At 72.5% G+C, this 23,959-nt stretch carries 24 protein-coding genes and 1 pseudogene; 14 read left to right on the top strand and 11 right to left on the bottom strand.

Translation table 11 applies throughout. From position 1 onward, the window contains the following. The first annotated feature begins 22 nt into the window (after positions 1-22). The 4 genes from ACFVU9_RS26325 to ACFVU9_RS26310 are packed head-to-tail and all read left to right on the top strand — an operon-like array spanning position 23 to position 6,494. Positions 23-1,345: a salicylate synthase gene (locus tag ACFVU9_RS26325; protein ID WP_387597370.1), complete on the top strand. Its 1,323-nt coding sequence runs from the start codon at positions 23-25 to the stop codon at positions 1,343-1,345. A 1-nt stretch (position 1,346) separates the two neighbouring features. Then, the gene (locus ACFVU9_RS26320; RefSeq protein WP_387597367.1) at positions 1,347-2,954 is read left to right on the top strand and encodes a (2,3-dihydroxybenzoyl)adenylate synthase; all 1,608 of its coding nucleotides are present in this window, start codon (positions 1,347-1,349) and stop codon (positions 2,952-2,954) included. Next, a complete protein-coding gene (locus ACFVU9_RS26315; protein ID WP_387597364.1) occupies positions 2,947-4,734 on the top strand; it encodes an ABC transporter ATP-binding protein in 1,788 nt (595 codons plus the stop codon). The genes ACFVU9_RS26320 and ACFVU9_RS26315 overlap by 8 nt, the downstream gene beginning before the upstream one ends. Next, a complete protein-coding gene (locus ACFVU9_RS26310) occupies positions 4,731-6,494 on the top strand; it encodes an ABC transporter ATP-binding protein (RefSeq protein WP_387597361.1) in 1,764 nt (587 codons plus the stop codon). The genes ACFVU9_RS26315 and ACFVU9_RS26310 overlap by 4 nt, the downstream gene beginning before the upstream one ends. Positions 6,495-6,799: 305 nt before the next feature. On the opposite strand, the gene ACFVU9_RS26305 is transcribed toward ACFVU9_RS26310, so the two are convergent. Next, a complete protein-coding gene (locus ACFVU9_RS26305) occupies positions 6,800-8,356 on the bottom strand; it encodes a recombinase family protein (protein ID WP_387597358.1) in 1,557 nt (518 codons plus the stop codon). A 158-nt stretch (positions 8,357-8,514) separates the two neighbouring features. Between ACFVU9_RS26305 and ACFVU9_RS26300 the strand changes: the two are divergent. Further along, positions 8,515-8,658: pseudogene (locus ACFVU9_RS26300) on the top strand (cyclase); the annotation flags it as partial. Positions 8,659-8,881: 223 nt separating this feature from the next. On the opposite strand, the gene ACFVU9_RS26295 reads toward ACFVU9_RS26300, so the two are convergent. The 3 genes from ACFVU9_RS26295 to ACFVU9_RS26285 form a co-directional block, all read right to left on the bottom strand. Continuing rightward, entirely contained in the window at positions 8,882-9,307 is a 426-nt protein-coding gene (locus ACFVU9_RS26295) for a hypothetical protein (RefSeq protein WP_387597479.1), read from the bottom strand. Positions 9,308-9,480: 173 nt separating this feature from the next. Next, on the bottom strand, positions 9,481-9,657 hold the full coding sequence (locus tag ACFVU9_RS26290) for a hypothetical protein (protein ID WP_387597355.1): 177 nt from the start codon (positions 9,655-9,657) through the stop codon (positions 9,481-9,483). A gap of 251 nt (positions 9,658-9,908) precedes the next feature. Continuing rightward, positions 9,909-10,067 carry a hypothetical protein gene (locus ACFVU9_RS26285; protein WP_387597352.1) on the bottom strand — a complete coding sequence of 53 codons (159 nt, stop codon included), beginning with the start codon at positions 10,065-10,067 and terminating at the stop codon, positions 9,909-9,911. A 380-nt stretch (positions 10,068-10,447) separates the two neighbouring features. Here ACFVU9_RS26285 and ddaH point away from each other — a divergent pair, with 380 nt between their 5' ends. The 7 genes from ddaH (at position 10,448) to ACFVU9_RS26250 (ending at position 16,177) form a co-directional block, all read left to right on the top strand. Beyond that, entirely contained in the window at positions 10,448-11,287 is an 840-nt protein-coding gene (ddaH, locus tag ACFVU9_RS26280) for a dimethylargininase (RefSeq protein ID WP_387597349.1), read from the top strand. Beyond that, positions 11,284-12,309, top strand: coding sequence for an iron-containing redox enzyme family protein (locus ACFVU9_RS26275; protein WP_387597346.1), 1,026 nt, complete (start codon positions 11,284-11,286; stop codon positions 12,307-12,309). Before ddaH ends, ACFVU9_RS26275 begins: the two co-directional genes overlap by 4 nt. Before the next feature lie 41 nt (positions 12,310-12,350). Beyond that, positions 12,351-13,001 (top strand): HemK2/MTQ2 family protein methyltransferase, encoded by a 651-nt coding sequence (locus ACFVU9_RS26270; RefSeq protein ID WP_387597343.1) that lies wholly within the window; start codon positions 12,351-12,353, stop codon positions 12,999-13,001. Continuing rightward, positions 12,988-13,212, top strand: a complete 225-nt coding sequence (locus ACFVU9_RS26265; protein WP_387597341.1) for a CDGSH iron-sulfur domain-containing protein — start codon at positions 12,988-12,990, stop codon at positions 13,210-13,212. Before ACFVU9_RS26270 ends, ACFVU9_RS26265 begins: the two co-directional genes overlap by 14 nt. Positions 13,213-13,288: 76 nt before the next feature. Further along, positions 13,289-14,260 carry an SDR family NAD(P)-dependent oxidoreductase gene (locus ACFVU9_RS26260; RefSeq protein ID WP_387597338.1) on the top strand — a complete coding sequence of 324 codons (972 nt, stop codon included), beginning with the start codon at positions 13,289-13,291 and terminating at the stop codon, positions 14,258-14,260. Between the two features lie 37 nt (positions 14,261-14,297). Continuing rightward, positions 14,298-15,482: an alcohol dehydrogenase catalytic domain-containing protein gene (locus tag ACFVU9_RS26255; protein WP_387597335.1), complete on the top strand. Its 1,185-nt coding sequence runs from the start codon at positions 14,298-14,300 to the stop codon at positions 15,480-15,482. 155 nt (positions 15,483-15,637) lie between these two features. After that, the gene (locus tag ACFVU9_RS26250; protein ID WP_387597332.1) at positions 15,638-16,177 is read left to right on the top strand and encodes a hypothetical protein; all 540 of its coding nucleotides are present in this window, start codon (positions 15,638-15,640) and stop codon (positions 16,175-16,177) included. A 132-nt stretch (positions 16,178-16,309) separates the two neighbouring features. On the opposite strand, the gene ACFVU9_RS26245 is transcribed toward ACFVU9_RS26250, so the two are convergent. The 6 genes from ACFVU9_RS26245 to ACFVU9_RS26220 form a co-directional block, all read right to left on the bottom strand. Then, positions 16,310-18,655 (bottom strand): molybdopterin oxidoreductase family protein, encoded by a 2,346-nt coding sequence (locus tag ACFVU9_RS26245; RefSeq protein WP_387597329.1) that lies wholly within the window; start codon positions 18,653-18,655, stop codon positions 16,310-16,312. Positions 18,656-18,690: 35 nt separating this feature from the next. Beyond that, the gene (locus tag ACFVU9_RS26240; RefSeq protein WP_387597326.1) at positions 18,691-19,164 is read right to left on the bottom strand and encodes a hemerythrin domain-containing protein; all 474 of its coding nucleotides are present in this window, start codon (positions 19,162-19,164) and stop codon (positions 18,691-18,693) included. 52 nt (positions 19,165-19,216) lie between these two features. Then, a complete protein-coding gene (locus tag ACFVU9_RS26235) occupies positions 19,217-19,414 on the bottom strand; it encodes a hypothetical protein (RefSeq protein ID WP_387597324.1) in 198 nt (65 codons plus the stop codon). A gap of 85 nt (positions 19,415-19,499) precedes the next feature. Beyond that, the gene (locus ACFVU9_RS26230) at positions 19,500-19,823 is read right to left on the bottom strand and encodes a plasmid stabilization protein (RefSeq protein WP_387597321.1); all 324 of its coding nucleotides are present in this window, start codon (positions 19,821-19,823) and stop codon (positions 19,500-19,502) included. Between the two features lie 106 nt (positions 19,824-19,929). After that, on the bottom strand, positions 19,930-20,091 hold the full coding sequence (locus tag ACFVU9_RS26225; RefSeq protein WP_387597320.1) for a hypothetical protein: 162 nt from the start codon (positions 20,089-20,091) through the stop codon (positions 19,930-19,932). Positions 20,092-20,146: 55 nt separating this feature from the next. Further along, the gene (locus ACFVU9_RS26220) at positions 20,147-20,314 is read right to left on the bottom strand and encodes a hydrophobic protein (RefSeq protein ID WP_387597317.1); all 168 of its coding nucleotides are present in this window, start codon (positions 20,312-20,314) and stop codon (positions 20,147-20,149) included. 339 nt (positions 20,315-20,653) lie between these two features. Between ACFVU9_RS26220 and ACFVU9_RS26215 the strand changes: the two genes are divergently transcribed. Together ACFVU9_RS26215 and ACFVU9_RS26210 are read left to right on the top strand one after the other, a co-directional pair. Then, entirely contained in the window at positions 20,654-21,163 is a 510-nt protein-coding gene (locus tag ACFVU9_RS26215) for a flavin reductase family protein (protein ID WP_387597314.1), read from the top strand. Between the two features lie 316 nt (positions 21,164-21,479). Further along, a complete protein-coding gene (locus ACFVU9_RS26210) occupies positions 21,480-22,379 on the top strand; it encodes an SDR family oxidoreductase (RefSeq protein WP_387597473.1) in 900 nt (299 codons plus the stop codon). A 76-nt stretch (positions 22,380-22,455) separates the two neighbouring features. Here the strand turns inward: ACFVU9_RS26210 and ACFVU9_RS26205 are convergent, their stop codons facing one another. Continuing rightward, the gene (locus ACFVU9_RS26205) at positions 22,456-23,613 is read right to left on the bottom strand and encodes a PP2C family protein-serine/threonine phosphatase (protein WP_387597311.1); all 1,158 of its coding nucleotides are present in this window, start codon (positions 23,611-23,613) and stop codon (positions 22,456-22,458) included. Positions 23,614-23,959: the final 346 nt, after the last annotated feature.

Raw genomic sequence — 23,959 nt, 5'->3', positions numbered from 1 at the left:
CGCTTCCGACAGGAGAAACACCGTGCTTCAGCACTATCAAGAGGCCCTCTTCGAGGGCGAGTTCGACCCGCTCGCGATCACCGCCCAGCTGGTCGGCTCCGGCCTGCTCGGCGAGTACGTGGTGTACGAGCGCCAGTCGTGCTGGCACGTCGCCGGGAACCCGGTGGCGGAGATCCGGGTGGACGACCGACGGGTGCACACCCTCCTCGCCGGAGGCGGCTCGGCCGAGGACTGGTCCGGCAGACCGTGGCGGCAGGTGGAACGGGCGCTGGGCCGGATACCGGTGGCGGACTGGCACGCGTACGGCTGGGCCTGCTTCGAACTGGCGAGCCGTCCCGGCTCCGGTACCGCCGAGCCGCTCGCCCATCTCTTCGTCCCCGGAGTCGAATTCGAGGTGCGGGCGGACCGGGTCCGGGTCAGGGCACTGGAGGGGAGCGACCTCGACGCGGCCCGCAAGCTCCTGACCGAGCCCGCCCAGGGCCCCGACCCGACCTGCGTGCCCCTCGACGTCCGGCAGGCCGACACCGCCTACCAGGCCGGGGTCGCCCACGCGGTGGCGGAGATCGGGCGCGGCCGACTGGAGAAGGTGATCCTCTCGCGGCCGGTCCCCGTCCCCTTCCCGGTGGACCTGACCGCGAGCTACCTGGCGGGCCGTCGGCACAACACCCCGGCCCGCTCGTTCCTGCTCGACCTCGGTGGCTGGCAGGCGGCCGGGTTCAGCCCGGAGACGGTGGTCGAGGTCGACGCGGTCGGGACGGCCAGCACCCAGCCGCTGGCCGGCACCCGGGCGCTCACCGGCGACCCGGACACCGACGAGGCGCTGCGCGCGGAGCTGTTCCGGGACCCGAAGGAGGTCTTCGAGCATGCCTCATCGGTCCGGCTCGCCGTCACGGAGCTGGAGTCGGTCGGCGAGCCCGGCGCCTGCCGGGTCAGCGAGTTCATGGCCGTCAGACGGCGCGGCAGCGTCCAGCACCTCGCCTCCCGGGTGACCACCACGCTCGCTGACGGCCGCACCGCCTGGGACGCACTGGGCGCGGTGTTCCCGCCCGTCACGGCCTCGGGCATCCCGAAGGCCGCCGCGTACCGGCTGATCGAGGAGTTGGAGGAGCAGCCGCGCGGGCTGTACTCGGGGACGGTCCTGATGGCCGCCGCCGACGGCTCGCTGGACGCCGCGCTCGTCCTGCGCGCCGTCTACCAGCGGGACGGCCGGGCCTGGCTACGCGCCGGGGCCGGCGTGGTGGGCACCTCCCGGCCGGCCCGAGAGTACGAGGAGACCTGCGAGAAGCTGGCGAGCGTCGCCCCCTACCTCGTCCCCGCCGCTCGTCACGGCCATGAGGAGGGCTGACATGCTCGACGGATTCACCCCCTGGCCCGAGGATTTCGCGGCGCGCTACCGCGAGCTCGGCTACTGGCAGGGCCGCACGCTCGGCTCGGTGCTGCGCGAGCGGGCCCTGAGCGCCCCGGAGAGCACCGCCGTCGTGGACGGCGCTCGCCGCTGGACGTACCGCGAACTCGACCTGCGGGCCGACCGGTTGGCCGCCGGCCTGCACCGGCGCGGCATCGCCCCCGGCGACCGGGTGCTGGTGCACCTGCCCAACGTCGCCGAGTTCGTGTCGCTCTGCTTCGCGCTGTTCCGGCTCGGTGCCGTCCCGGTCCTCGCGCTGCCCGCCCACCGGGAGACCGAGATCACCCACCTGGCCCGACTCTCCGGGGCCGTCGCGTACGTCATCCCGGACCGCCATCTCGGTTTCGACCACCGGGAGCTCGCCCGAGCCGTCCGGGCCCGACGGCCAGGGCTGCGCGAGGTGCTGGTGGTCGGCGAGCCCGAGGAGTTCACCGCGCTGGAGGAAGTCGACGCCACCCCGCCGCCCCTGGCCGGCCCGGCGTCCTCGGACGTCGCCCTGCTGCTGCTCTCCGGCGGCACGACCGGCGTGCCCAAACTGATCCCCCGTACGCACGACGACTACCTCTACAACGCCACCGCGAGCGCGGCCGTGACCGGCATGGACGCCTCGACCCGCTACCTCGCAGCGCTTCCCGTCGCGCACAACTTCCCGCTGGCCTGCCCCGGGGTGCTCGGCACGCTGGCGGTCGGGGGCACGGTCGTCCTGTCCCCGACCCCCAGCCCCGAGGACGCGTTCCGGCTCATCGAGCGGGAGCGGGTCACCGTCACCGCACTGGTTCCGCCGCTCGCACTGCTCTGGCTGGAGGCCGCCACCTGGTCCAGCGGCGACCTGAGCAGCCTGGAACTGCTCCAGGTCGGCGGGGCCCGACTGAAGGAGGAGGCGGCGAAGCGGATCGGCCCGGCGCTCGGCTGCCGCCTCCAGCAGGTGTTCGGGATGGCCGAGGGGCTGCTCAACTTCACCCGGCCGGAGGACCCCGAGCGCCTCGCGCTGTCCACCCAGGGCCGGCCGCTGGCCGAGCACGACGAGCTGCGGATCGTCGGCGCCGACGACCGGGAGGTGGCCCCGGGGGAGGTGGGCGAGCTGCTGACGCGCGGCCCGTACACGCTGCGCGGCTACTACCGGGCGGACGACCACAACCGCTCGGCCTTCACCACCGACGGCTTCTACCGCAGCGGCGACCTGGTGCGTCGACTGCCCAGCGGCCACCTGGTGGTCGAGGGGCGGGTGAAGGACGTCATCAACCGCGGCGGCGACAAGATCCCGGTCGAGGAGGTGGAGAACCACCTGCTGGCCCACCCGGCCGTGCACGACGTCGCACTGGTGGGCGTGCCGGACGAGGCGCTCGGCGAGCGCTCCTGCGCCTGCGTGATCGCGCACGGCACCCCGCCCGGCCGCGCCGAGCTGAACGCCCACCTCACCGCACTCGGGCTGGCGGCCTTCAAGCTGCCGGACCGGGTGGTGGTGCTGGAGGACTTCCCCCGGACCGCGCTCGGCAAGGTCAACAAGTCCGAACTCGCCACGATACTGAAGGAGTTGACGCATGGCTGAGCGCGGTGGCCTGCGCGTGCTGGCCGGGCTGGTGGCGCTGGCACCGGCGGTACGCGCCCGGCTCGTCCGAGCCGCCCTGCTGGGCGTGCTCGGCGGTGCCGCCACGGTGGCCGGGTTCGCCTGCGCGGCCTTCGCCGTGGGCCGGTTGTTCACCGACGACGGGTCGGTTCCGGTGGGCTGGCTGGCCGGAGCACTGGCCGGCCTGCTGGTCTCGTTCGCGAGCCGGTGGCTGGCCGAACACCTGGCGCACGAGGCCAGTTACGACCTTGAGGTGGTACTCCGGCGCGAGCTCGCCGACGCACTCGCCCGGATGCCGCTGGGCGAGGTCCAACGGCTCGGCTCCGGCCGCGTCAAGAAGATCGTCCAGGACGACGTCAAGGCGCTGCACAACGCGGTGGCCGACGCGCTGCCGTTCGTCGGCTCCGGCCTCGCCCAGCCGCTCGCGGCGCTGCTCACCCTCGGAGTGGTGCAGTGGCGGCTGCTGATCGCCGTCCTCCTGATCGTGCCGATCGCCGTACTCTGCCTGTCCCTGTTGACCCGGGACCACGCCGAGCAGCGGGCCCGCTACAACCGCGCGAACGAGAACGTGAACGCGGCCGTCGTCGAGTTCGTCCAGGGCATGCCGGTGGTACGGACCTTCGACGACGGCAAGGGCTCCTTCGGCCGGTTCTCCGCCGCCGTACGCGAGTTCACGGAGGCGGTGGCCTCCTGGATCGCCACCTCGCGCACCTCCGGCGTCCTCAACCAGCTGTTCATCGTCCCGCTGCCGACGCTGCTGATCGTCGCGGCCTCCGCCGTCCCGATGCTGGCGGCCGACTGGATCTCCGTCCCGGACCTGGTCCTCGCCCTGATGATCGGCGCGATGCCGGTCGAGGCGATCGCCCCGCTGATGCACCTGACCAACTTCCTCAACGACTCCAAGGCCGGCGCCGTCCGGATCGCAGGATTGCTGCACACCCCGCCGCTGCCCGAGCCCGCGAATCCGCGCGAACCGCAGGGCTCCGCGATCAGTCTGGAGGGCGTCCGCTTCCGCTACGCCGCCGAGCGGGGCGAACCCGTCCTGGACGGCGTCGACCTGGACGTCCCGACCGGCACGGTCTGCGCCCTGGTCGGGCCGTCCGGCTCCGGCAAGTCGACGGTGGCCAGGCTGATCCCGCGCTTCTTCGACGTCGAGGCGGGCACCGTCCGGGTCGGCGGCGTCGACGTGCGCGAGATCCGCACCGAGACGCTGCTGCGGCACGTCACGCTGGTCTTCCAGGACCCGTTCCTGGTCTCCGGCACCGTCGCCGAGAACATCCGCCTGGCCCGGCCCGAGGCCACCGACGAGGAGGTCCGGACGGCCGCCGAGGCCGCCGCCGCGCACGAGTTCATCACCCGTGAACTGCCCGACGGCTACGACACCCAGGTCGGCGAGCGCGGCGCCCGGCTCTCCGGCGGGCAGCGCCAGCGGATCACCATCGCCCGTGCCGTCCTGTCCCGGGCCCCGATCGTGATCCTGGACGAGGCCACGGCCTTCGCCGACCCGGAGAGCGAGGCCGCCATCCAGGACGCCATCGCCCGGCTGACCCACGGCCGAACCGTCCTGATCATCGCCCACCGGCTCTCCACCATCGTCGACGTCGACCAGATCGCCGTCCTCGACCGCGGGCGGATCGTCGAACGCGGCCGCCACCCCGAGCTGGTCGCCGCCGGTGGCCGCTACGCCCGGCTCTGGGCGCGCCACGAGGTGGCTGCGGCCTGGGGGCTGGCCAGCGGCCGCGAGAGGGAGGTCTCCCAATGAGGCGGATCCTGCGCCTGATGTTCACGGCGGCGGGCCCGTACGCACCGCAGTTCCGCGCCACCCTGCGGGTGTCGCTCACCGCCAGCGCCGTCCAGGCGGCGGCGTACGCGAGCTTCGTACCGCTGCTGGCCGAACTCTCCCGCGACCCGGTTCGCACCGGGCACGCCTGGCTGTGGGTCGGGGTGCTCGCCGCCCTGGTCGTCACCGAGGGCGCCCTGCGCGTCCGGGAGTCGGGCTTCACCTATGGCTACTGGCACCTGGTCACCCAGGCGACCAGGCTGCGCCTCGGGGAGCGGCTGCGCGCGATGCCGCAGCAGGAGCTCGCCCGGCGGGCGGCAGGCGACCTGACCTCGGTGGTCGGCGCCAACGCCACGGCCGCGGCCACCGCCGTGTCGGCCCTGTCCACGCTGTTCGTGCAGCTGGTGACGGTACCCGTGGTGCTGGGGGCCGTCGTGCTGGCCGTGGACTGGCGGCTCGGGCTGGTGCTCGCCGTGTCGGCCGGCGCGGCACTGCCGTTCGTCCGCCGGGTACAGCGCTCCTCCAACACGGGCTTCCACGCCGTGGACGAGGCGGACGCGGCGTCCGCGAACCGGATCGTCGAGTACGTGCAGGGCCTGCCGGTGTTCAAGGCGACCGGCCAGGCGGGAGCCGACTCGCCCCGGCTGGCCGCCGTCCTCGCCCACCAGCACCACGCCCAGTCGGCGGCGAACCGCTCGGCCGCCGCGCCGCTCGCCGCCGCCCAACTCCTGGTCCGGCTGGCCCTGGTGGCGCTGGTCGCGCTCGGCTCGGCGCTGGTCCTCGACGCAAAGTTGTCGCTCGGCCTGCTGGTCGCCATCGTCGTGACGGCCGCCCGGTTCGCCGAGCCGCTGAGCATGGCCGCCGTGATGACCAAGCTCTTCGAGATGTCCGAGGCCGCCCTGACCAGGATCGACGAGGTCCTGCGGGTGGAACCGCTGCCCGTCGCCCCCGGCGGGACGGAGCCGAAGGACTTCGAGATCCGCTTCGAGCACGTCACCTTCGCCTACGACGGCCGCGACGAGCCCACGCTGCGCGCCTTCGACCTCACCGTCCCCGAGCGCAGCCTGACCGCTCTGGTCGGGCCCTCGGGCTCCGGCAAGACCACCGTGACCAGGCTGATCAGCCGCTTCGCCGATCCCCAGCACGGCACCGTACGGATCGGCAGGGTCGACCTGCGCACCCTCGAACCGGACGAGGTGCTTCGCCACATCGCCGTCGTGTTCCAGGACGTCTACCTCTTCGACGACACCATCCGCGCCAACATCGCGCTCGGCCGCCCCGACGCCACCGACGCCCAGATCGAGGCCGCGGCCCGCGCGGCCAACGTGCACGAGTTCGTCGCCCGGCTGCCCCTGGGCTACGACACCCGGGTCGGCGAGATCGGCTCCGCGCTCTCCGGCGGCGAGCGGCAGCGGATCTCCATCGCCCGGGCCATCCTCAAGGACGCGCCGATCGTGCTGCTCGACGAGCCCACGGCCGCCCTGGACACCGAGTCCGAGGTGGTGGTGCAGCAGGCCGTGGACCGCCTGGTGGCCGGCCGGACCGTCGTCGTCATCGCCCACCGGCTCTCCACCGTGGTGGGCGCCGACCAGATCGTGGTGGTCGACGACGGCCGCATCACCCAGCGAGGCACCCACGCCGAGCTGCTCACCGACGCCGACGGCCGCTACGCCCGGATGTGGACCGCCCAACTGGCCGCCCGCCACTGGCACCTGCCGCCGACAGATGCCGGAGTCCCCTAGAGGCTGCCCTAACGCCGCGAACGGTTGAGAGGGCAAAGCCCGTCTGGGCTCCGCCCCCTCAATGGTGGTGGAGGCGTACGGCAGCAGTACGTTGCCAGAACCTAGCGGCGGCCGAACACCACGGCGCGGCAGTGGTGTTGAGGCCGCGGACGCGACCCGGACTCGGGTCCTGTCGATGGCGTCAGCCGGACACAGGCGAGCGCCGAGTAGGCAGCTCACCCGCGCCTCGGCAGCTCGTATCACGGGCCGTTAAGCTCCCGCAGGTCGCCGCCTGACACGCCACGTGCCGCAGCCGGCCTCACGCCCTACGCCGGACTTCCGGCGCACTCCAGCTGCCCTACGCGTGTTTCGAGTCCAGCGGGTAGGTACCAGCCTTCGATCGTGGGTGTCATGTAGAGGCGGGCTTTGAGGCCGAGGAGGAGCTGGCGGCGGTGTTCCTGGTCGGCTTGGGTCCAGGCGTCGGCGAAGGTCTGACCGGTATCGACGTCGACCCAGGCGGAGGGGCGTTGTGGGAGGGCTGCGAGGCGGCGGCGTTCGTCGACGAGGACTTCGAGGGCCTCGGAGTACTCGTCGTCGCCGCCGGGGTAGTCGAACAGGTTGCGGCGTTTCTCCTCGCGAAGGTCGCGCATGGCCTGGGTGACGTGGTAGAGCTGCTCGGTGTGGTCCTCGCCGGGGATGAACCCGCGCACCGTCATCGCCAGCCCCGCCAGGCGCTCCACCAGAGCGGTGATCGCGGCGGTGACCCGTTCCCCCTTCACGGACTGCCCCTTGCAAGCCGGTTTGCCCGCCGTCTTCGCGCACCGGTAGTACTCATACACCCGGCCGTTCATGGCGAGGTTCACCTGCCGGTAGAACCGGTCGCCGCAGCGGTCACAATGGACCACACCGAGCCAGGGCCAAGCCCCGTTGGAGCGTTCCTTGGTGACCGACCACTCGTCCATCGCCGCCTGGACCGCGGCCCACTCCTCCTCCGTGAACAACGGCTTGGCCATCCGGATCGGCAGGCCCTTCGCGTCACGGGCGATCTTGCGCGCCTTGACGGAGCGGCCGGTCAGCTTCAGGCCCATCGACGCCGGCGAGCGGAGGATCTTCCCCACGCTGGTGGGGTTCCAGTGGTTCGACGGCGGCGTCTTGCGCTTGCTCGAGTACGACTCGCCCTGGTTCTTGTACGCGTGGGTGGCCGGGGTGTCGAAACCCGCGGCTTCCAGGGCTGTGGCGATCATCCACTGGCTCTGCCCCTCCAGGAGAAGCTTGCCCATGTACCGGACGGCCTCGGACGTGACCGGGTCCGGTTCGAGGGTGCGCCCGCCGCCGGGACGGTCGACGATCCGGTACCCGTAGGGCGGCTGCCCGCCGGCCCAGCGGTCCGTCTTCCGCAGGTGCTTGTGCGCGGCGGTGACCCTCGCCTTGATCCGCTTGAGCTCCATCTCGGCGAAGATCGACGCCAGCATCAGGAACACCTTCGCCAGCTCGTTCCCGAACGACGACTTGCGGCCCTCCCGACAGTCCAGCGTGATGCCGTCGTCCGTGAACACCAGGACCTTGCGGTTCTCCTCTGCCCAGTGGGCGACATCGGCGCAGTCCTTGGCCGAGCGGAACGCCCGGTCGACCTTGGCCCACACCATCGCGTCCCACTCGCTCTGGCGGTCGGTGAGCCACGGCCCGAGGTCCGGACGCTTCCAGGGAGTGATCTCGGCGGAGACGTCCAGATCCTCGAAGGACCCGATGATCTCCCACTCCTTCGAGAGGGCGTGCCGGGTCGCCGACTCCGCCTGGACCAGGTGCGAGACCTTGCCCTCGTCCCCATGCGTGTCCGAGACACGCGAACCCACCACTGCTCGAACCGGCGCCGAAGCTGTCATGATGCCCACGGGAGGCCCCCTACCGCCCAGACCAGCGGACACCCTCGAAGAGGCTGCACTCGAACGGGTGGACCTTTTTCGAAAAGGCGTCTATCCGCTGGAGAGTAGACCTAAGTGTCTCGCCGGTATTGGGGAGAGCCGAGTTCGACACCGAGATCGTGGACCAGCTGCCCGACCACAAGATCGCCTGGCGCACCACCGGCGGCGAGGTCCAGCAGATGGGCGTGGTCACCTTCGAGCGGCTCGACGACCAGCACACCACGGTCCGCCTGGCCATCGACTTCGAGCCCGACGGCGTCGCGGAGAAGGCAGCCGACGCCATGGGGATGGTCGACCGCCGGGTCAAGGGCGACCTCAAGCGCTTCAAGTCCTTCATCGAGGATCACGGCGTCGAGGAAGGCGGCTGGCGTCGGCCGCATCACCCCGGGAGGCTGACAACCGACCTCGGCAGCTTGCCGAAGCGGTGGTGCCGGCCACGCCGGTGCCGCCGCTTCCTGCCGCGGAGGGCTGCTCGACCAGACAGGGTCAGCCGCTGCCGACTGCGCCGTTGCCGGCTTGCCACTCGCGGACTCGCGCGGTGTGCCAGTCGATGCCGCGCATGGCCTCGGCCTCCGACAATCCGCTCAGCTCCGCCACGACGCTCAGCCCCACCGGTGTGTCCAGGGTGGCCAGCGCGCGGCGGATCTTGGCTGCCCATTGCTCTTCCGGCATGAACGGCCGGTCCCGGTACTCCTCCACCAGAGCGGCCAGGTGGTCCACGGTGCACGCGGTCAACCCGCGTTTGCCGTCCAGGGACGGGTTGGTGTCGTGCACGGCCGAGGAGTCGGGAACGATCGCTGCCAGCAGTTCGTCGTCACCGGCTACCTGACCGCACAGATCGCAGATGTCGTACGGTTCGAAGTCCCCGGCCGAGGGCCGTTCGCCACCCGGAGGAACACAGCTGCCCGTCATGGCCGACGCCTTCCCTCCTCCCCCTGCTCGAAGTCCGTGGCCATCGCTTGAAGGCCCGGGTGCCCGGGGGCCACTGACCGGACCTCAGGGCCCGCGAGCCCGAGTCCGGCAAAGCGTGAACCGCCAGGTTTGTCCGCATGGCCCGCCGGTACCGGCGCAAACCCGGTGCCCGGTCAGTCCTTCTCCTGCTGGGGCGGGTCGGGGTTCTCCGTGCGTTGCTCGGCCACCGGCTTGCCGGCCCGGACAGTCTTGGCAGGTGCCGGCTGGTCCTCCGCCGGCCTGTCTTTCGTGGCGTCCGTCTCGTGGTGCAGGGGCACACCGCCGGCGCCGCCCTGGGGTACGTCATCCATCACTCTCTCCTCGCCGTTCCCGCCCGTGGCGCAGGGCCGGGGGTACAGCGCCGGCACGGCCGGTGGCCTGCCGGTTTCCCCCCTGCCGTCGACACAGGCGGGGTCCAGTTCCAATCGGGCCCGATCACGTCCGGGCGGGCCGCCAGCACTGGCCGGGGTACTGGGCGCTGTGGCCTGCGGCTGGGCGCCGGCGGCCTGGGCGATGGTGCGCCGGGCGCCGGGCGAGCCGGCCCGGCATCTGTCCGGCGTGGTCAGTCTTCGCCGAGGACGGCGTAGCGTTCCGCATCGTCCTGCTCCCAGCGCTTCTCGACCGGCTCAACGGGCGCCGGGCGGGGTTCGGCCTCGCGGTGCTCGGCCTGCTCGGGTATGCGGACGGCTCGGCCCGGGCCGCCGCCTTCGCGCGCGTCCATGGGGGCCACCTCCGGAGGTTCTCGAAAGCCCGAACCGGACTTCCTGGTAGGTGCTCTCGGCTACCCGGCCTCCCCTCCGGGAAACCCCTGCGAGAGTGACCGGCGGGCGTGGCACCGCGCACGGCGCCGCTGCTGCTGCCGCGGGCAACCGCCGCGCAGCGTGCCCTGAGAAGCCCCGGCCCGGACGCGTCTGGGGACCGGCGCGCTGGGTAGGCGCGAGTGCGGAGCAGGCGGGGATTTCGAGGTCCGGTGGCATCCGTGCCGCGGAGCCGTGCGGCCGGCCCTCACGGGCAGGGGTACCGGGCCGACACGGTGACCGAAGCCCTGCCGCCCGGCCGCCCCACCAACCCGTGGCTCCCCGAACCGCTCAGGAGCAGCTGATGACCACCACCGCCCCGACGCGGACCGCAACCCGCCGACGCTACCTGCTCTGCCCGCCGACCTACTTCACCGTCGAGTATGCGATCAATCCGTGGATGGACCCGAGTCGCCCGGTCGACACCGGTGCCGCTCTACGGCAGTGGCAGACGCTCCAGGCCACACTTCGGGAGCTGGGCCACCGGGTCGAGACCATCGCTCCACGGCCACGGCTTCCCGACATGGTGTTCGCCGCCAACGGCGCCTCGGTGGTGGACGGCCGTGTCCTGGTCGCCCGGTTCCGGCACCCCGAACGGGCGCCGGAGGCGGCGGCGCACCGCGTCTGGTTTCGCCGGGCGGGGTTCCGGCCTCTGGTCGCTCAGCTGCCGAACGAGGGCCAAGGCGACTTCCTGCCGGTCGGCGGCAGGGTCCTGGCGGGCTCGGGTCTGCGGACCAGTGCGGCCGCCCACCGTGAGGCCGAGCTGGCGTTCGGCTGGCGCGTCGTCAGCCTGCGGCTGACCGATCCGCGCTACTACCACCTCGACACCGCACTGGCCGTGCTGAGCGAGGACCAGATCATGTACTACCCCGCGGCCTTCACCCACGAGAGCGACCGCACTCTGCGCGCGCTCTTCCCCAGGGCGATCCTGGCCTCCGACCACGACGCGTCCGTCCTCGGGCTGAACGCGATCAGTGACGGCCGCCATGTCCTGCTGACGGACGCCGCCCACGATCTCGCCGCCCAGCTCCGCGCGGACGGCTTCGCGCCCGTCGGCGTGCACCTGCCCGAGCTGCTGAAGGCCGGCGGCGGACCGAAGTGCTGCGCCCTGGAGCTCCACCCGGCGCCCCGGAGGTCGGCGTGAACGCGCCCGACGGCCTGGCGCCAGTTCTGCCGCACCCTCGTGGCCCGGTCTGCGCCGAGCTCTTCCCCGCCCTGCGTACCACCCCCAGCCCGACGGCCCGGATCGGGCGCCCGCCGGTCGGCGACCCGTGGGGCGAAGACGTCCAGCTGGCGCTCTACGTCTGCTACGAATTGCACTACCAGGGCTTCGCCGAGGTCGACCCCGAGTGGGAGTGGCACCCGGCGCAGTTGGCCCTGCGGTCCGCGCTGGAGCGCACCTTTCTCACCGCTGTCCGGCGGGAGACCGGCGATCCGCGGCCGCTGGCCCGGGCCCTGGCCGGTCTGCTGGCCGACGACACGGGCGGAACCGGCCCGTCCCACCACCTGCTCGACCGCGGGGAGCGCTGGCAGGCGCGCGAGTATTTGGTGCACCGCTCGCTCTACCACCTGAAGGAGGCGGACCCGCAGATGTGGGTGGTGCCGCGGCTGCCCCACCCTGCCAAGGCCGCTCTGGTCACGGTGCAGTACGACGAGTACGGCGCCGGCCGCCCCGAGCGGGCCCACGCCCAGCTGTTCGCCGAGATGATGGCCGACCTCGGCTTGGACCCGGGCTACGGGCACTACCTCGACGCCGTCCCCGCGCCCACGCTGGCAGTGGTCAACCTGATGTCGCTGTTCGGTCTGCACCGCTCGCTGCGCGGCGCGCTCGTCGGCCAGTTCGCGACGGTGGAGATCACCTCCCCGCCCGGCGCCGCCCGCCTCGCCGCCGCGCTCGAACGCCTGGGCGCCTCCCCTGCGGGCACCCTGTTCTACCGCGAGCACGTGCTGGCCGACGCCGTCCACGAACAGCTCGTCCGGCGCACCGTCATCACGCCGCTGGTCAGGGACGACCCCTCGCTCGGCCCCGACATCGCCTTCGGAATCGCCGCCACCGGCGCCGTGGAGGGCCGGTTCGGAACTCACCTGCTCACTTGCTGGCAGCGCGGCCGCAGCTCCCTGAGGGCGCCCCTGGCCGAACTGCCCGTGCGGGTAGCGCGGATCTGAGGCTCATGGGTCAAGACGGATGAACTGGGCAGGCGCCCACCATGCTTCTCCTACAACCTCCCGGCGTCTATCCCGCTCAGGGCGACACCTCGCTCCTGATCGAGGCACTGCGCGACGAGCAACCACCACCGGGATCAACGCTTCTGGACCTCGGCACCGGCAGCGGGGCGGTCGCGCTGGCCGGCGCCGAACTGGGCGCCGCGGTGACCGCCGTGGACCTGTCCCGGCTGGCGCTGGCCACCGCCTGGGCGAACGCCCGGCTGCGTCACCTGCGCGTCACGCTCCGGCGGGGGGATCTGACCTCGCCGGTCACGCGTCGCCGCTTCGATTTCATCGTCTCCAACCCGCCCTACGTCCCCTCGGCCCGCAGCCGGCTCCCTCGGCGCGGCATCGCCCGGGCCTGGGACGCCGGGCCCACGGGGCGGCTGCTGCTGGACCGGATCTGCTCGCAGGCGCCCCGGCTGTTGACCGCCGGCGGCGTGCTGCTGGTGGTGCAGTCCTCCCTGGCGGACCCGGCGGCCACCGTCGCCGCGCTGCACCGAACCGGGCTGCGGGCCGGTGTGACGGCGACTCGGACCCAGCCGTTCGGGCCGGTCATGTCCGAGCGGACCCACTGGTTCGAGGACCGTGGTCTGATCGCGCGCGGTCAGCACGAGGAGACCTTGGTGGTGGTGCGCGGTGTCCGGCCGTGACGAACAGGCCGTTCCCCGGCTGCGGCTGACCGGCAGCGGTCCGGTGCTGGTCGACGGACCGGTGGAGATCGTGCTCCCCGACGGGCGGAGCATCCGGGCCGACCGCCCGGTGACCGAGCTGTGCACCTGCCGCCGCAGCCGCCGCTACCCCTTCTGCGACACCAGCCACCGCAACCGTGACCACGCGGAACACCCGTCGGCGGACACCTGAGAGTGCGCGCCGTCGTCAGCCGGGCCGGTAACGCGCCGGATCCCGCCCGGGATGATTGGAGAGCGAGATGAGGGCAATGTCGAAGCGAACCCCGACCGCCGGACGGATCGCCCTGGTGACCGGCTCCTCACGAGGTCTCGGCCTCCTGATCGCCGGCGAACTCGCCTCGCGCGGCTGCCGCGTAATGCTCTGCGGACGCGACGAACTCGCCCTCGCACGGGCCCTGGCCAAGCTGCGCGGACTGCCCGGGGCGGTCGCGGCCACCAGCTGCGACCTGACCTCCGCCGACGCCCCCGCCAAGCTACTTGACGGGGTGCGCCTCCACTTCGGGGCCGATGTCGACCTGCTGGTCAACAACGCCGGCTCGATCCAGGTCGGCCCGCTGTCCGCGCTCGGTGAGGAGGACTTCCGGGACGCCTACGAGCTGATGGCCCTCGCACCATTGCGGCTGGTCCAGGCCGTCCTGCCCGGGATGCTCGCCCGGGGGTCCGGGTCGATCGCCACCATCGGCTCGGTCGGCGGGCGGATCGCTGTCCCCCACCTCCTGCCCTACTCCACGGCCAAGTTCGCGGCCGTCGGCCTCTCGGAGGGCTTGGCCGCCGAACTGGCGACCACCGGCGTCCGGGTCACCACCGTGGTGCCCGGCCTGATGCGGACCGGCTCGCAGAACGGCGCCGAGTTCGCCGGGCGGCCGGGCCGGGAGTACGCCTGGTTCGCCACCGGCGCCTCGCTGCCGCTGGTCTCGATCGACGCGCGGCGGGCCGCCCGGCGGATCGCCGACGCCGTCGAACAGGGCCGCCGCGAACTGGTGCTCACGCCACTGGCGAAGGCCGCAATGCTGGTCCACGGCTTGGCGCCTGCCACCACCGGCCGGGCCCTCGCCATGGCTTCCCGGCTGCTGCCCCCGGCCGGCGACACCCCCGAACCCCGCCGCTCCGGGGCAGAGGCGGCCCGCAGCCACCGGCGCGGCGGCTTCCTCCACCGCTTGACCGTGCTCGGCGAGCGCGCCGGGCACCGAAACAACGAACCGTCCGCCCAGTGGCGTTGAACGTCCGTCCACCGCCCCAGTCTCCGAGGAGGAACCGATGAAGGCAGTCACCTGGCAGGGGCGCCGCACCGTCGAGGTCCGCAGCGTGCCCGACCCGCGGATCGAGCAACCCACCGACATCCTGGTCGAGGTCACCACCACCGGCCTGTGCGGCTCCGACCTGCACCTGTACGAGGTCCTCGGCGCATTCCTGGACGAAGGCGACATCCTCGGCCACGAGGCCATGGGCATCGTCCGCGAGACCGGGCCCGGCGTCCACGCCCTCACCCCTGGCGACCGGGTCATCGTCCCGTTCAACATCTCCTGCGGCACCTGCTTCATGTGCGTCCAAGGGCTCCAGTCCCAGTGCGAGACCACCCAGGTCCACCCCTACGGCACCGGCGCGGCCCTGTTCGGCTACACCAAGCTCTACGGGCAGGTCCCCGGCGGGCAGGCCGAGCTGCTGCGGGTGCCGTTCGGCAACACCCTGCCGGTCGTCGTCCCGCACGGACCGCCCGACGACCGGTTCGTGCTGCTCACCGACGTCCTGCCCACCGCCTGGCAGGCCGTCGAGTACGCCGACATCCCGCCAGGCGGCAGCCTCGCGGTGCTCGGCCTCGGCCCGATCGGCGACATGTGCACCCGCATCGCCGCCCACCGGGGCGCCGGCACCGTGATCGGGGTGGACCTGGTGCCCGAACGGCTGGAGCGGGCCGAGCAGCGCGGGGTCGAGGTGCTCGACCTGGCCCGGCTCGGCAGCGGGGTGGTCGCGGCGGCCCGTGAGCTGACCGGCGGCCGGGGCCCCTGCGCGGTGATCGACGCGGTCGGCATGGAGGCCCACGGCTCCCCCGCTGCCACCGCCGCGCAGCGCATGACCTCGCTGCTGCCCGACGCCTTGGCCGCCCGCCTGATGACCCGCGTCGGCCTGGACCGCCTCCACGCCCTGCACCTGGCCGTCGACATGGTGCGCCGCGGCGGCACGATCTCGCTGTCCGGCGTCTACGGCGGCATGACCGACCCGATGCCGCTGCTGACCATGTTCGACAAGCAGCTCACCGTCCGGATGGGCCAGGCCAACGTCCTGCGCTGGATGCCCGACCTGCTGCCGCTGCTCGCCGACGGCGACCCGCTCGGAGCCGAGCAGTTCGCCACCCACCACGTCCCGATCGCCGAGGCCCCGGACGCCTACCGGATGTTCCAGGCCAAGCAGGACGGCGCCGTGAAGGTGCTGTTCCAGCCGTAGACACGGACCGCTGCCGCCCTCGGGGTGCGTGCGCGAGCACGGCGCGGCCGCTCGCAGGACGATGAAGTGACCAGCACCGTGTCCGTACCGCCCCCGGCCGAGGGGCGCCGCATCCACCCGGCGTCCCAGTTGGTCGTCGCACCGAAGGATTCGTGATGTCCCCACAGCCGTTGGCCGAGCCCCTGCACATCTACCTGAACGACCACCTGACCGGCGCGTTCGGCGGCGCCGCCCTCGCCGAGCGCATGGCCCGCACCCATCCCGGCAGCCGCCGCGCGAGCGACCTGTGGCAGCTGGCCCGCGACATCGAGCAGGACCGCGACGACCTCGTACGGATCATGAACCGGCTCGGCGTACCCGTCCGGCGCTACCGGACCTGGCTCGGCCTCGCCGGTGAACGGCTGGGCCGGCTTAAGCCCAACGGGACCGTGGTCCGCCGCGCACCGCTCAGCGACCTGATCGAACTGGAGGCGCTGCGCACCGGCGTCGAGGGTAAGGCCGCGCTGTGGCGGGCACTGCACGCCATCGCCGACAGCGACGAGCGCCTGGACCGGGTCCAGCTGGAACGGCTTGCCGAGCGGGCCGCCGAGCAGGCACGCACGCTAAACGGCTGGCACCAGGCGGTCAGCGCCGCCGTACTCGGGCACCGCCGCGCGACCCGGCGGCCGGACTCCGGCACGGGAACCGTCCTGTGAGCGGCTCGCGCCCGGCACGGGCCGTCTCCCTGCGCCTGCCGGCTGGACGCCGGCAGCGCGTGGCCGAGGCCCTGCGCCTCCTCCCGAGCCCTCTGTGCCCGGCACCCTGACCGGCAGGAGCTCGCGCCAGGTTCAGTCGTGCTGTTCGAGGGGGGCGATGCTGGCGGTGGCGGTCTTGAAGACCGGTTGCTTGGAGGCGGGGTCGAGGCGGGTGGGGATGAGTTCGTTCGCCGCCCGGTCGTGGCGGGCGGGGCCGTCTGCGAGATCGGGTTCCTGGTCCCAGTAGCCGTAGTGAAACGGCAGGAAGAGCAGGCCCTCGCGGATGCCGGTGATCCGGACCCGCGCGGCGACGGTGCCGCGGGCGGTGGCGACGGCGGCCATCTGCCCGTCGGCGAGGCCGTACCGGTCGGCGTCAGCGCGCGAGCATTCGACCCAGACCTCGGGGGCGGCGCGCTGGAGCTCGGGAACGCGGCCGGTCTTGGTGCGGGTGTGGAAGTGGTAGATGGTGCGGCCGGTGGTCGGCCACAGCGGGTGCCGCTCGTCCGGGGGTTCGGGCGCCGGCTGGTAGTCGGCGCCCCGCAGGACGGCCTTGCCGTGCGGGTTCAGGGCGCGGTACTGGGCTTCGGTGGCGGGCTCGCCCGTATTGAGGTCGCGGCCGTACGTCTCGCACACGTCCGGGTGGGCCGGGAAGTCGCCATCGGCGTACAGCCGCGAGGTGCCGGCGGGTCGTTCGGGCGTGGCGGGCCACTGGGTTCCGCCGTGGTCGCGCAGCAGCCGGTAGCTGAGGCCGGTGTAGGCGCACGGGCGGCCGGCGCTGCACCGCTGCCAGGCGGCGAACGCCTGCTCGGGACCGTTCCAGGTGATCAGCGGCTGCCCGGTGCGGTCGCGCAGGTCCATGCGGCGGGCGAAGTCGAGGAAGATGTCGAGGTCTGGCCTCGCCTGGCCGGGCGGGTCGACGGCCTGTTCGGAGAGGTGGACGGTGCGGTCGGCGTTGGTGAAGGTTCCGGTCTTCTCGCCCCAGGTCGCGGCGGGGAGCACCACGTCGGCGAACTCGGTGGTCTCGGTCGGGAAGATGTCCTGCACGACGGTGAACAGGCCAGGACGGGCGAGGACGCGGCGGATGCGGGCGAGGTCGGGCAGGGACACGGCCGGGTTGGTCGCACTGATCCACAGGAACGTCAGCTCGCCGGTCTCGGCGAGGCGGAACAGCTCCAGCGCGTGGGTGGGCGGCCCGCCGTGGTCCAGGACGGCGGGGTCGATGTTCCACAGGCCGGCGAGTTCGGCGACGTGGCGCGGGTTCGCCCAGTTCCGGAAGCCCGGCAAGTCTCCGTTGGCGCCGCACTCGCGGGTGTTCTGGGCGGTGGGCTGACCGTTCATCTGGAGCACGCCGGCGCCGGGACGCCCGAGCTGTCCGCGCAGCAGGTGCAGGTTGTTGATCTGCACCGCCGCGGCGGTGGCCTGATGGGACTGGTAGACGCCTTGCAGCACGGTGGACACGAGCCGGTCGGTGCCCGCGAGCAGCTCGGCGGCACGGCGGATCTCGCGGACGCTCAAGCCGCAGATGCCGGCCGCCCACTCCGGGATGCAGGGCGCTACGCGCGCCACCAGGTCCCGGTAGCCGACCGCGTGCGCCTCGACGTAGCGGGTGTCGACGAGGCCGGTGACGATGATCTCGCGCAGCAGGGCGTTCAGGAGGGCGAGGTTGGTGCCCGGGCGCGGTGCCAGGTGCAGGGCCGCTTCGCGGGCGGTCGCTGTGGGGCGGGGGTCGAGGACGAGCAGCGCGGGCGGGTCGGCGCCGTGGAGGCGGTCGAGGATGCGCATCCAGAGCACGGGCTGGCACTCGGCGACGTTGTGGCCCCACAGCGCGATCACGTCGGCGTGGTCGATGTCCTCGTAGCTGCCGGGCTGGCCGTCGCAGCCGAAAGACTCCTTGAGCGCCTCGCCCGCGGTGGCGGTGCACAGCCGGGTGTTGCCGTCGAGGTGGTTGGTGCCGATGCCGGCCCGGGCGAGCACGGTGAGCGTGTAGTACTCCTCCAGGAACAGCTGCCCGGAGGTGTAGAAGCCGACCGCGCCCGGCCCGCCCCCATCCAGGGCGGACCGGCACCGACGGGCGATGGCGTCCAGGGCCGTGTCCCAGTCCGTGTCCACCAGCCTGCCGTCACGGCGGATCTGCGGCGCCGTCAGGCGGTCGGGCGAGGCGTTGGCCTGCCAGCCGAACAGGTCCTTGATGTCGAGCCGCCCGCGGTTGACCCGGTCGCCTGTGCGGCCTCGGACGCCGACGATCCGGCCGTCGCGCACCGCGATGTCCATGGCGTCGCCGTTGGAGTGGAGCAGCGACGCGGAGGGCACCCACCGCTGCACGTCCGCCTCGGTGAGGCCGTCGGCCAGCTGTAGGTCCACACGGGCCGGCCAGGGATCACCGGGTGCGTACGGGGTTCTCACGCCCCAGGGGTCGGTGATGCGGTCCACGGCCGTCACTCCTTCCGTCGCCCCCAGGTCGGGGCAACGCCCTCTTACTCGTCGGCGCTGGGGACCTTCAGCGGGTCGCGGGTGGCGGTCTTCTTGGCCTCTTCGAGCTGCTCGCCGAGTTCCACGAGGCGGTTGCGGCCCATGGCCTTGCGCACCTGGGGGAACCAGTCCTTCTCCTCCTCCTCGACGTGGTGGCGCACGTTCTCGATCAGCACGGTCATCTTGGCGTCGAACCGCTCGTCCTCCGGGTCCATGGCGGCGAGTTCGGAGAGCATCCACACCACGACGTGGTGCTCCTCGACGCTCTCCAGCACGTGGTCGGTGGTGTCCGGGGCGGCCTCGCGGGCAGCGGGGTAGAACACCGTCTCCTCGATCACGGCGTGCACGGTCAGCTCTTCGATGACCTGGTCGGCGATGCGGCGCTTGTCCGCGTGGGCGCCGTCATCGGCCTTCTCGAACTCCTTGAACAGCTTCTCCACCGTCTTGTGGTCGTCCTTGAGCAGAACGATCGCGTCCATCACAAACCTCGATCCGTGGGTCTCGACGCGTCCGGCCGGCGGGCGCCGCCGGTCAGGGGGCCTGGGTGTCGGCGGCGGGCGGCTCGGCCTCCTCCCCGTCCTCGTGGTCGTCCGCGGCCCTGGCTCGGGCTTCCTCGGGAGTGGGAGTCGTGGTGTTCCGCTCCTGCTCGCACCGCTCCCGGACAGTGCCGTCGTCTTCGCCACGGGGGTCGTCGTGCTCGTGGTGGGCAGCCGTGCCGTCCGTGCTCATTGCATCGTCCTTCCGTGTTTGGGGGGCGGCTGTGGGCAGCCCCGCAGCACGCAGGCGCCACGCCGGTCACCGGCGCGCCGTGCGGTCAGTGGCCCAGGGCGCTGGCGAGTTCCTGCTTGTTCATCGTCGAGCGGCCGTGGATGTTGCGCTGCTTCGCCTCGTTGTACAGCTGCTCCTTGGTGGGTCCCTGGGAGCCGGAGTGAGAGCGCTGGCCTCCGCGCCGGGAGGAGGACATGTCGTGGGTGGAGGAGCGGCTGGCGGTCTTCGACTCGCCGTGCCGGGCCCGTTCCTTGTTCACGGTCCGCGCCGCGATCTCCTTGGCCCGCTCGGGGCTCTTCCCGCTCTTCAGCTCACTGTCCTTGATGTGCTCGTACTGGCGTTCACGCTTCTTGTTCGAACCCGCGGGCATGATCCCTCCTCTGTGGGGTGGCGGAGCGTCTACCCCGCGCGTGGGGAACGACTCCTGACCGGGCCGGCCGCTCCGCCGGTCGCTGTAACCAGACGGAGCGGTGCCCTCAGCGGGCAGAACGCCCGCGCGCGGCGGCCAGCCCGAGATGGGCCAGGCCGGCCACGAACACGACAATGCCGATGAACAGCAGATAGAGCACTCCGTGGACGGCGACGCCTACCAGTCCCAGGAGGATGGCGATCACCGTCAGTGCCAGGAACACGGTCACAACCAGACCTCCGCCCCCCGGCCTGGATGACCGGCACGGTTGTGACCGGCACGGGCTACCACCGGTACCAGCGGCTGCGCCCGCCCTCCGCCGCCCCGCGGAAGACGAAGCCGAGCAGCCACAGCGCCAGGACCACCAGCGCCACCCACCACAGCACGTGGACGGCGAATCCCAGACCGCCCAGGACCAGCGCGAGCAACAGAACGAGAACAAGAGCGAGCATGGGAGGCTCCCTTTCCGACAAATTCCCGGTGCCCGGGAGACGTGCCCGGGCAAGCAGCCACAGGGCGCTGCGACACCGCGTGTACCCGTCTTCCGCGAACCGACACAAGGCGTCATCACCTCCGCCCAGGCCCGACCGGCGCGACCGGACGCCTGCGGCGCGGTGGCGCGCGGCCCGGGGGTAAGGGCCGTGCGCCATCCGATCGGGACCGGCTCGGACGACCGCGGCGGCAAGACCCGCCGCTCACTCCTCGGTGGCAGAGTGGGGTGCGGCGGCAGGAGCACGCTGACCGCGCGACGGCGTGGCGGCCCGACCGGCTGCGGATCGGAGTGTGGGCACATGGACGGAAGGCGGTCCACATCGGCGGAGCAGGGCGACGGGTTCGACGCCTTCACGGACCTGCTCGACTACCCGCTCTACATCGTGACGGCCACGACCCCTGCCGGGCGGGCCGGCTGTCTGGTCGGCTTCGCAAGCCAGTGCTCGATCGACCCGCCACGGTTCGTCGTGTGGCTCTCCACCGCCAACCGCACCTACCGCGTCGCTCTGGCGGCCGAGCACCTGGCCGTCCACCTGCTGCCGCCCGACCACGCCCTGGCCGAGCTCTTCGGCGGCCGCACCGGGGACACCACCGACAAGTTCGCCCTGGCCGAATGGACTTGCGGCCCCGCCGACACGGTACTGCTGCGCGACGCACCCGCCTGGTTCGTCGGCAAGGTCCTGCACCGCCTGGAGGGCGGGGACCACGTCGGCTTCCTCCTCGCCCCGGTGGCGGTCGGCCGCGGCCCGGCCGCCCGGCCGATGACCTACCGGCAGGCCCGGGGCATCGAACCGGGCCACCCCGCCTGACCGTCTGGATCAAGCCCAGGCCACCGCCCTGCTGCGCCACCCCGACTTCCTGGAACCCGTCGCCGCCCTTCACCGCTGCCGGCTCCTGGAGCGGTTGCTCGTGGAGGGCGCCGAAGCGGCGTGACCCGCGCGCCGGGCCGCGATCGACACCGCCGCCACACTGGTGATCCCGTGCGGCCCCAATCGGGTGAGCGGGGCGCCCCGGGCCCGCGGTGCACAACGCGGTGCCGCGGCGGGACGGGCAGACTCGGCGGGTACGGCGGGAAGCGCCAGGCCATGACAGTGGCACGCGTCCGCTGGCGAGGAGGACGACGTGGTGACCCGTGCGGACCAGAACACCCAGCAGAATCCAGCCCAGCAGTACCCGCGCCCTCCGCTTCCCGAGCAGAGCCTGCCGCACCCCGGCAGCGGCGAGCAGATGCAACCGCGGCCGGACCACGGCGAAGCCTCCTACCGCGGCTCGGGCCGCCTGACGGGCAAGGTCGCGCTGATCACCGGCGGCGACTCCGGGATCGGGCGAGCGGTTGCCCTCGCGTTCGCCCGCGAGGGCGCCGACATCGCGTTCTGCCACCTGCCCGAGGAACGGGCCGATGCCGACACCACCGCCGCCCTGATCGCACAGGCCGGCCAGCGGCCCCTGCCCATCGCCGGGGACCTGCGGGACGAGGGCTTCTGCACCCGGCTCCCCGACCAATGCCTCACCGACCTCGGCGGCCTGGACATCCTCGTCAACAACGCCGCCTACCAGATGTCCCAGCCCGACGGGCTCACCGCGATCACCACCGCCCAGTTCGACCGGGTCATGCGCACCAACCTCTTCGGCATGTTCTGGCTCACCAAGGCCGCCTTGCCCAGCCTGCGTCCCGGGGCGTCGATCATCAACACCGCCTCGGTGCAGGCGTACAAGCCGAGCCCGCACCTGCTGGACTACGCGATGACGAAGGCGGCGATCGTCGCGTTCACCCAGGGCCTGGCCCAGCAGCTCGCCCCCGACGGGATCCGGGTCAACGCCGTAGCGCCAGGGCCGGTGTGGACACCGCTGATCCCCGCGACCATGGACGAGGAGAAGGTCGCACACTTCGGCGAGCAGTCGCCGCTCGGCCGCCCCGCCCAACCCGCCGAGATGGCCCCCGCCTTCGTGTTCCTCGCCTCGCCAGAGGCGTCGTACATCACCGGCGAGATCCTCAACGCCACCGGCGGCACCCCGCTGCCCTAAGGCACCGACGGCTCGGCCGGACCGGGCAGTGCGATCCCGCCGCTAAACACCGGGCGTCCTGTCGCAGGGGCGAGCCTCAGGGCCCGTACCAGTCGAGGCAGACGATCGTGGCGTCGTCCTGAGGGTGTCCGACGCACGCGTCGTTGACTGCCTGGACCGTGGTGCGGACCACTTCGCGGGGGTGATCGGCGGCGGTGTTGCGGATCACGTCGGGAAGGTCGACCGAGTGCGCCTGCCGGTCCTGCGTACCGTCCGTGTACAGGAGCAGCCGGTCGCCCGGTTGCAGGTCCAGGTCCTGCACGTGCCAGGGGCCGGGCCCGTGGACGCCGAAGGGCAGGTCGACCGCCAGCGTGACCTCCTCGACCATGCCCTTGCGCAGGCGCAGCGGCCAGGGGTGGCCGGCGTTGACAAGCTGGGCGCCACCTCCGTCGAGGGCGATGCGCAGGAGCTGGCCGGTGGCCAGGGTGTGGTGGCCGTGGTCGAGGAGGGCCTGGTTGGTGCGGCGGGCCTGTTCGGCGAGGTCGGTTCCGGCGCGGCGGGCGCCGCGGGAGGCGTTGACCAGCAGGGTGGCCATCAGGGAGGCGCTGACGTCGTGGCCCATCGCGTCGGTGATGGCCAGGTGCAGGGTGCCGCGGTCGAGGCTGTAGTCGTAGGTGTCCCCGGCGATGGCGTTGGTCGGCACCAAGGCGCAGGCCAGGGCGAACTGCGCTGCCTCGCAGGAGGGGGCGGTGGGCAGGAGCTGGCGCTGGATCTCGGCGGCGAGGCTGATCGGGGCCGTGCGCTGGCTCCAGTGGTAGAGGTCGGTGAAGCGGCGGTCGGTGACGACGATGTACGCCAGCGCGTGCGCGGCTTCCTCGATCTGTTCCAGCACGTCGGGGGTGACCTCAGTGAGGAACAGCTCCAGGACGCCGATGGTGTCGCCGCGGTTGGTGACGGGTGCCACCAGGCGCTGCCCGCGCTCGGAGTCTTCCGCCTGCACGAGGTGCTGGCTGCGCAGGACCCTGTCGTAGATGCTGCCCGCCAGGGGGATCTGCTCGGCATGGCGGCCTTGCTGCGGGCCGTCCTCCTCGCTGATCCGCACCACCTGCCGCCCCACCACGTCGACGAACAGGAACGTCACGTCCCGGGCGCCGAACCGCTCCCGCAGGTTCTGCGCGACCATGTCCAACGAAGCCACCGGTGCCGCGCTTTCGGCTGCGGCCAGCAGCTCGGCCAAGCCGATCCGGTCATCCATCTCCCTCGTCTCCCGCCGCGTCCCCCGCGTCCCGGTCCTGTCCTGCCACCATCGTCGCGCGATTTTCCTCCCTCCACCTCGTACGCGCCGCGGCGAGCGGCCGTGGTCACGGGGAGCTTCGCGGGATCCCGGAAGCGCGGTGCCTGCCTGCTGTCCCGACCCCCGCTCGCGCACCGACCGTGTCCGGCCCGCACTTCAGCACGGGTATCCCCGGTCCGAGCGAGCCCCGGCGCAGTCAACCCGCCGGCCACGGGTGTGTCCAGCCAACGGTGTAACTCAGGTTGATTTGTATTACCGGCGGCCGATGGAGAGCCGGCCGTCGAAGGTGATCTCGAAGGCGTTCAGT

The sequence above is a fragment of the Kitasatospora sp. NPDC057936 genome (assembly GCF_042887525.1).
Classification (GTDB): Bacteria; Actinomycetota; Actinomycetes; order Streptomycetales; family Streptomycetaceae; genus Kitasatospora.
The sequence above is the reverse complement of the archived record's forward strand: the minus strand, read 5'-3'. Positions and strand labels throughout refer to the sequence as shown.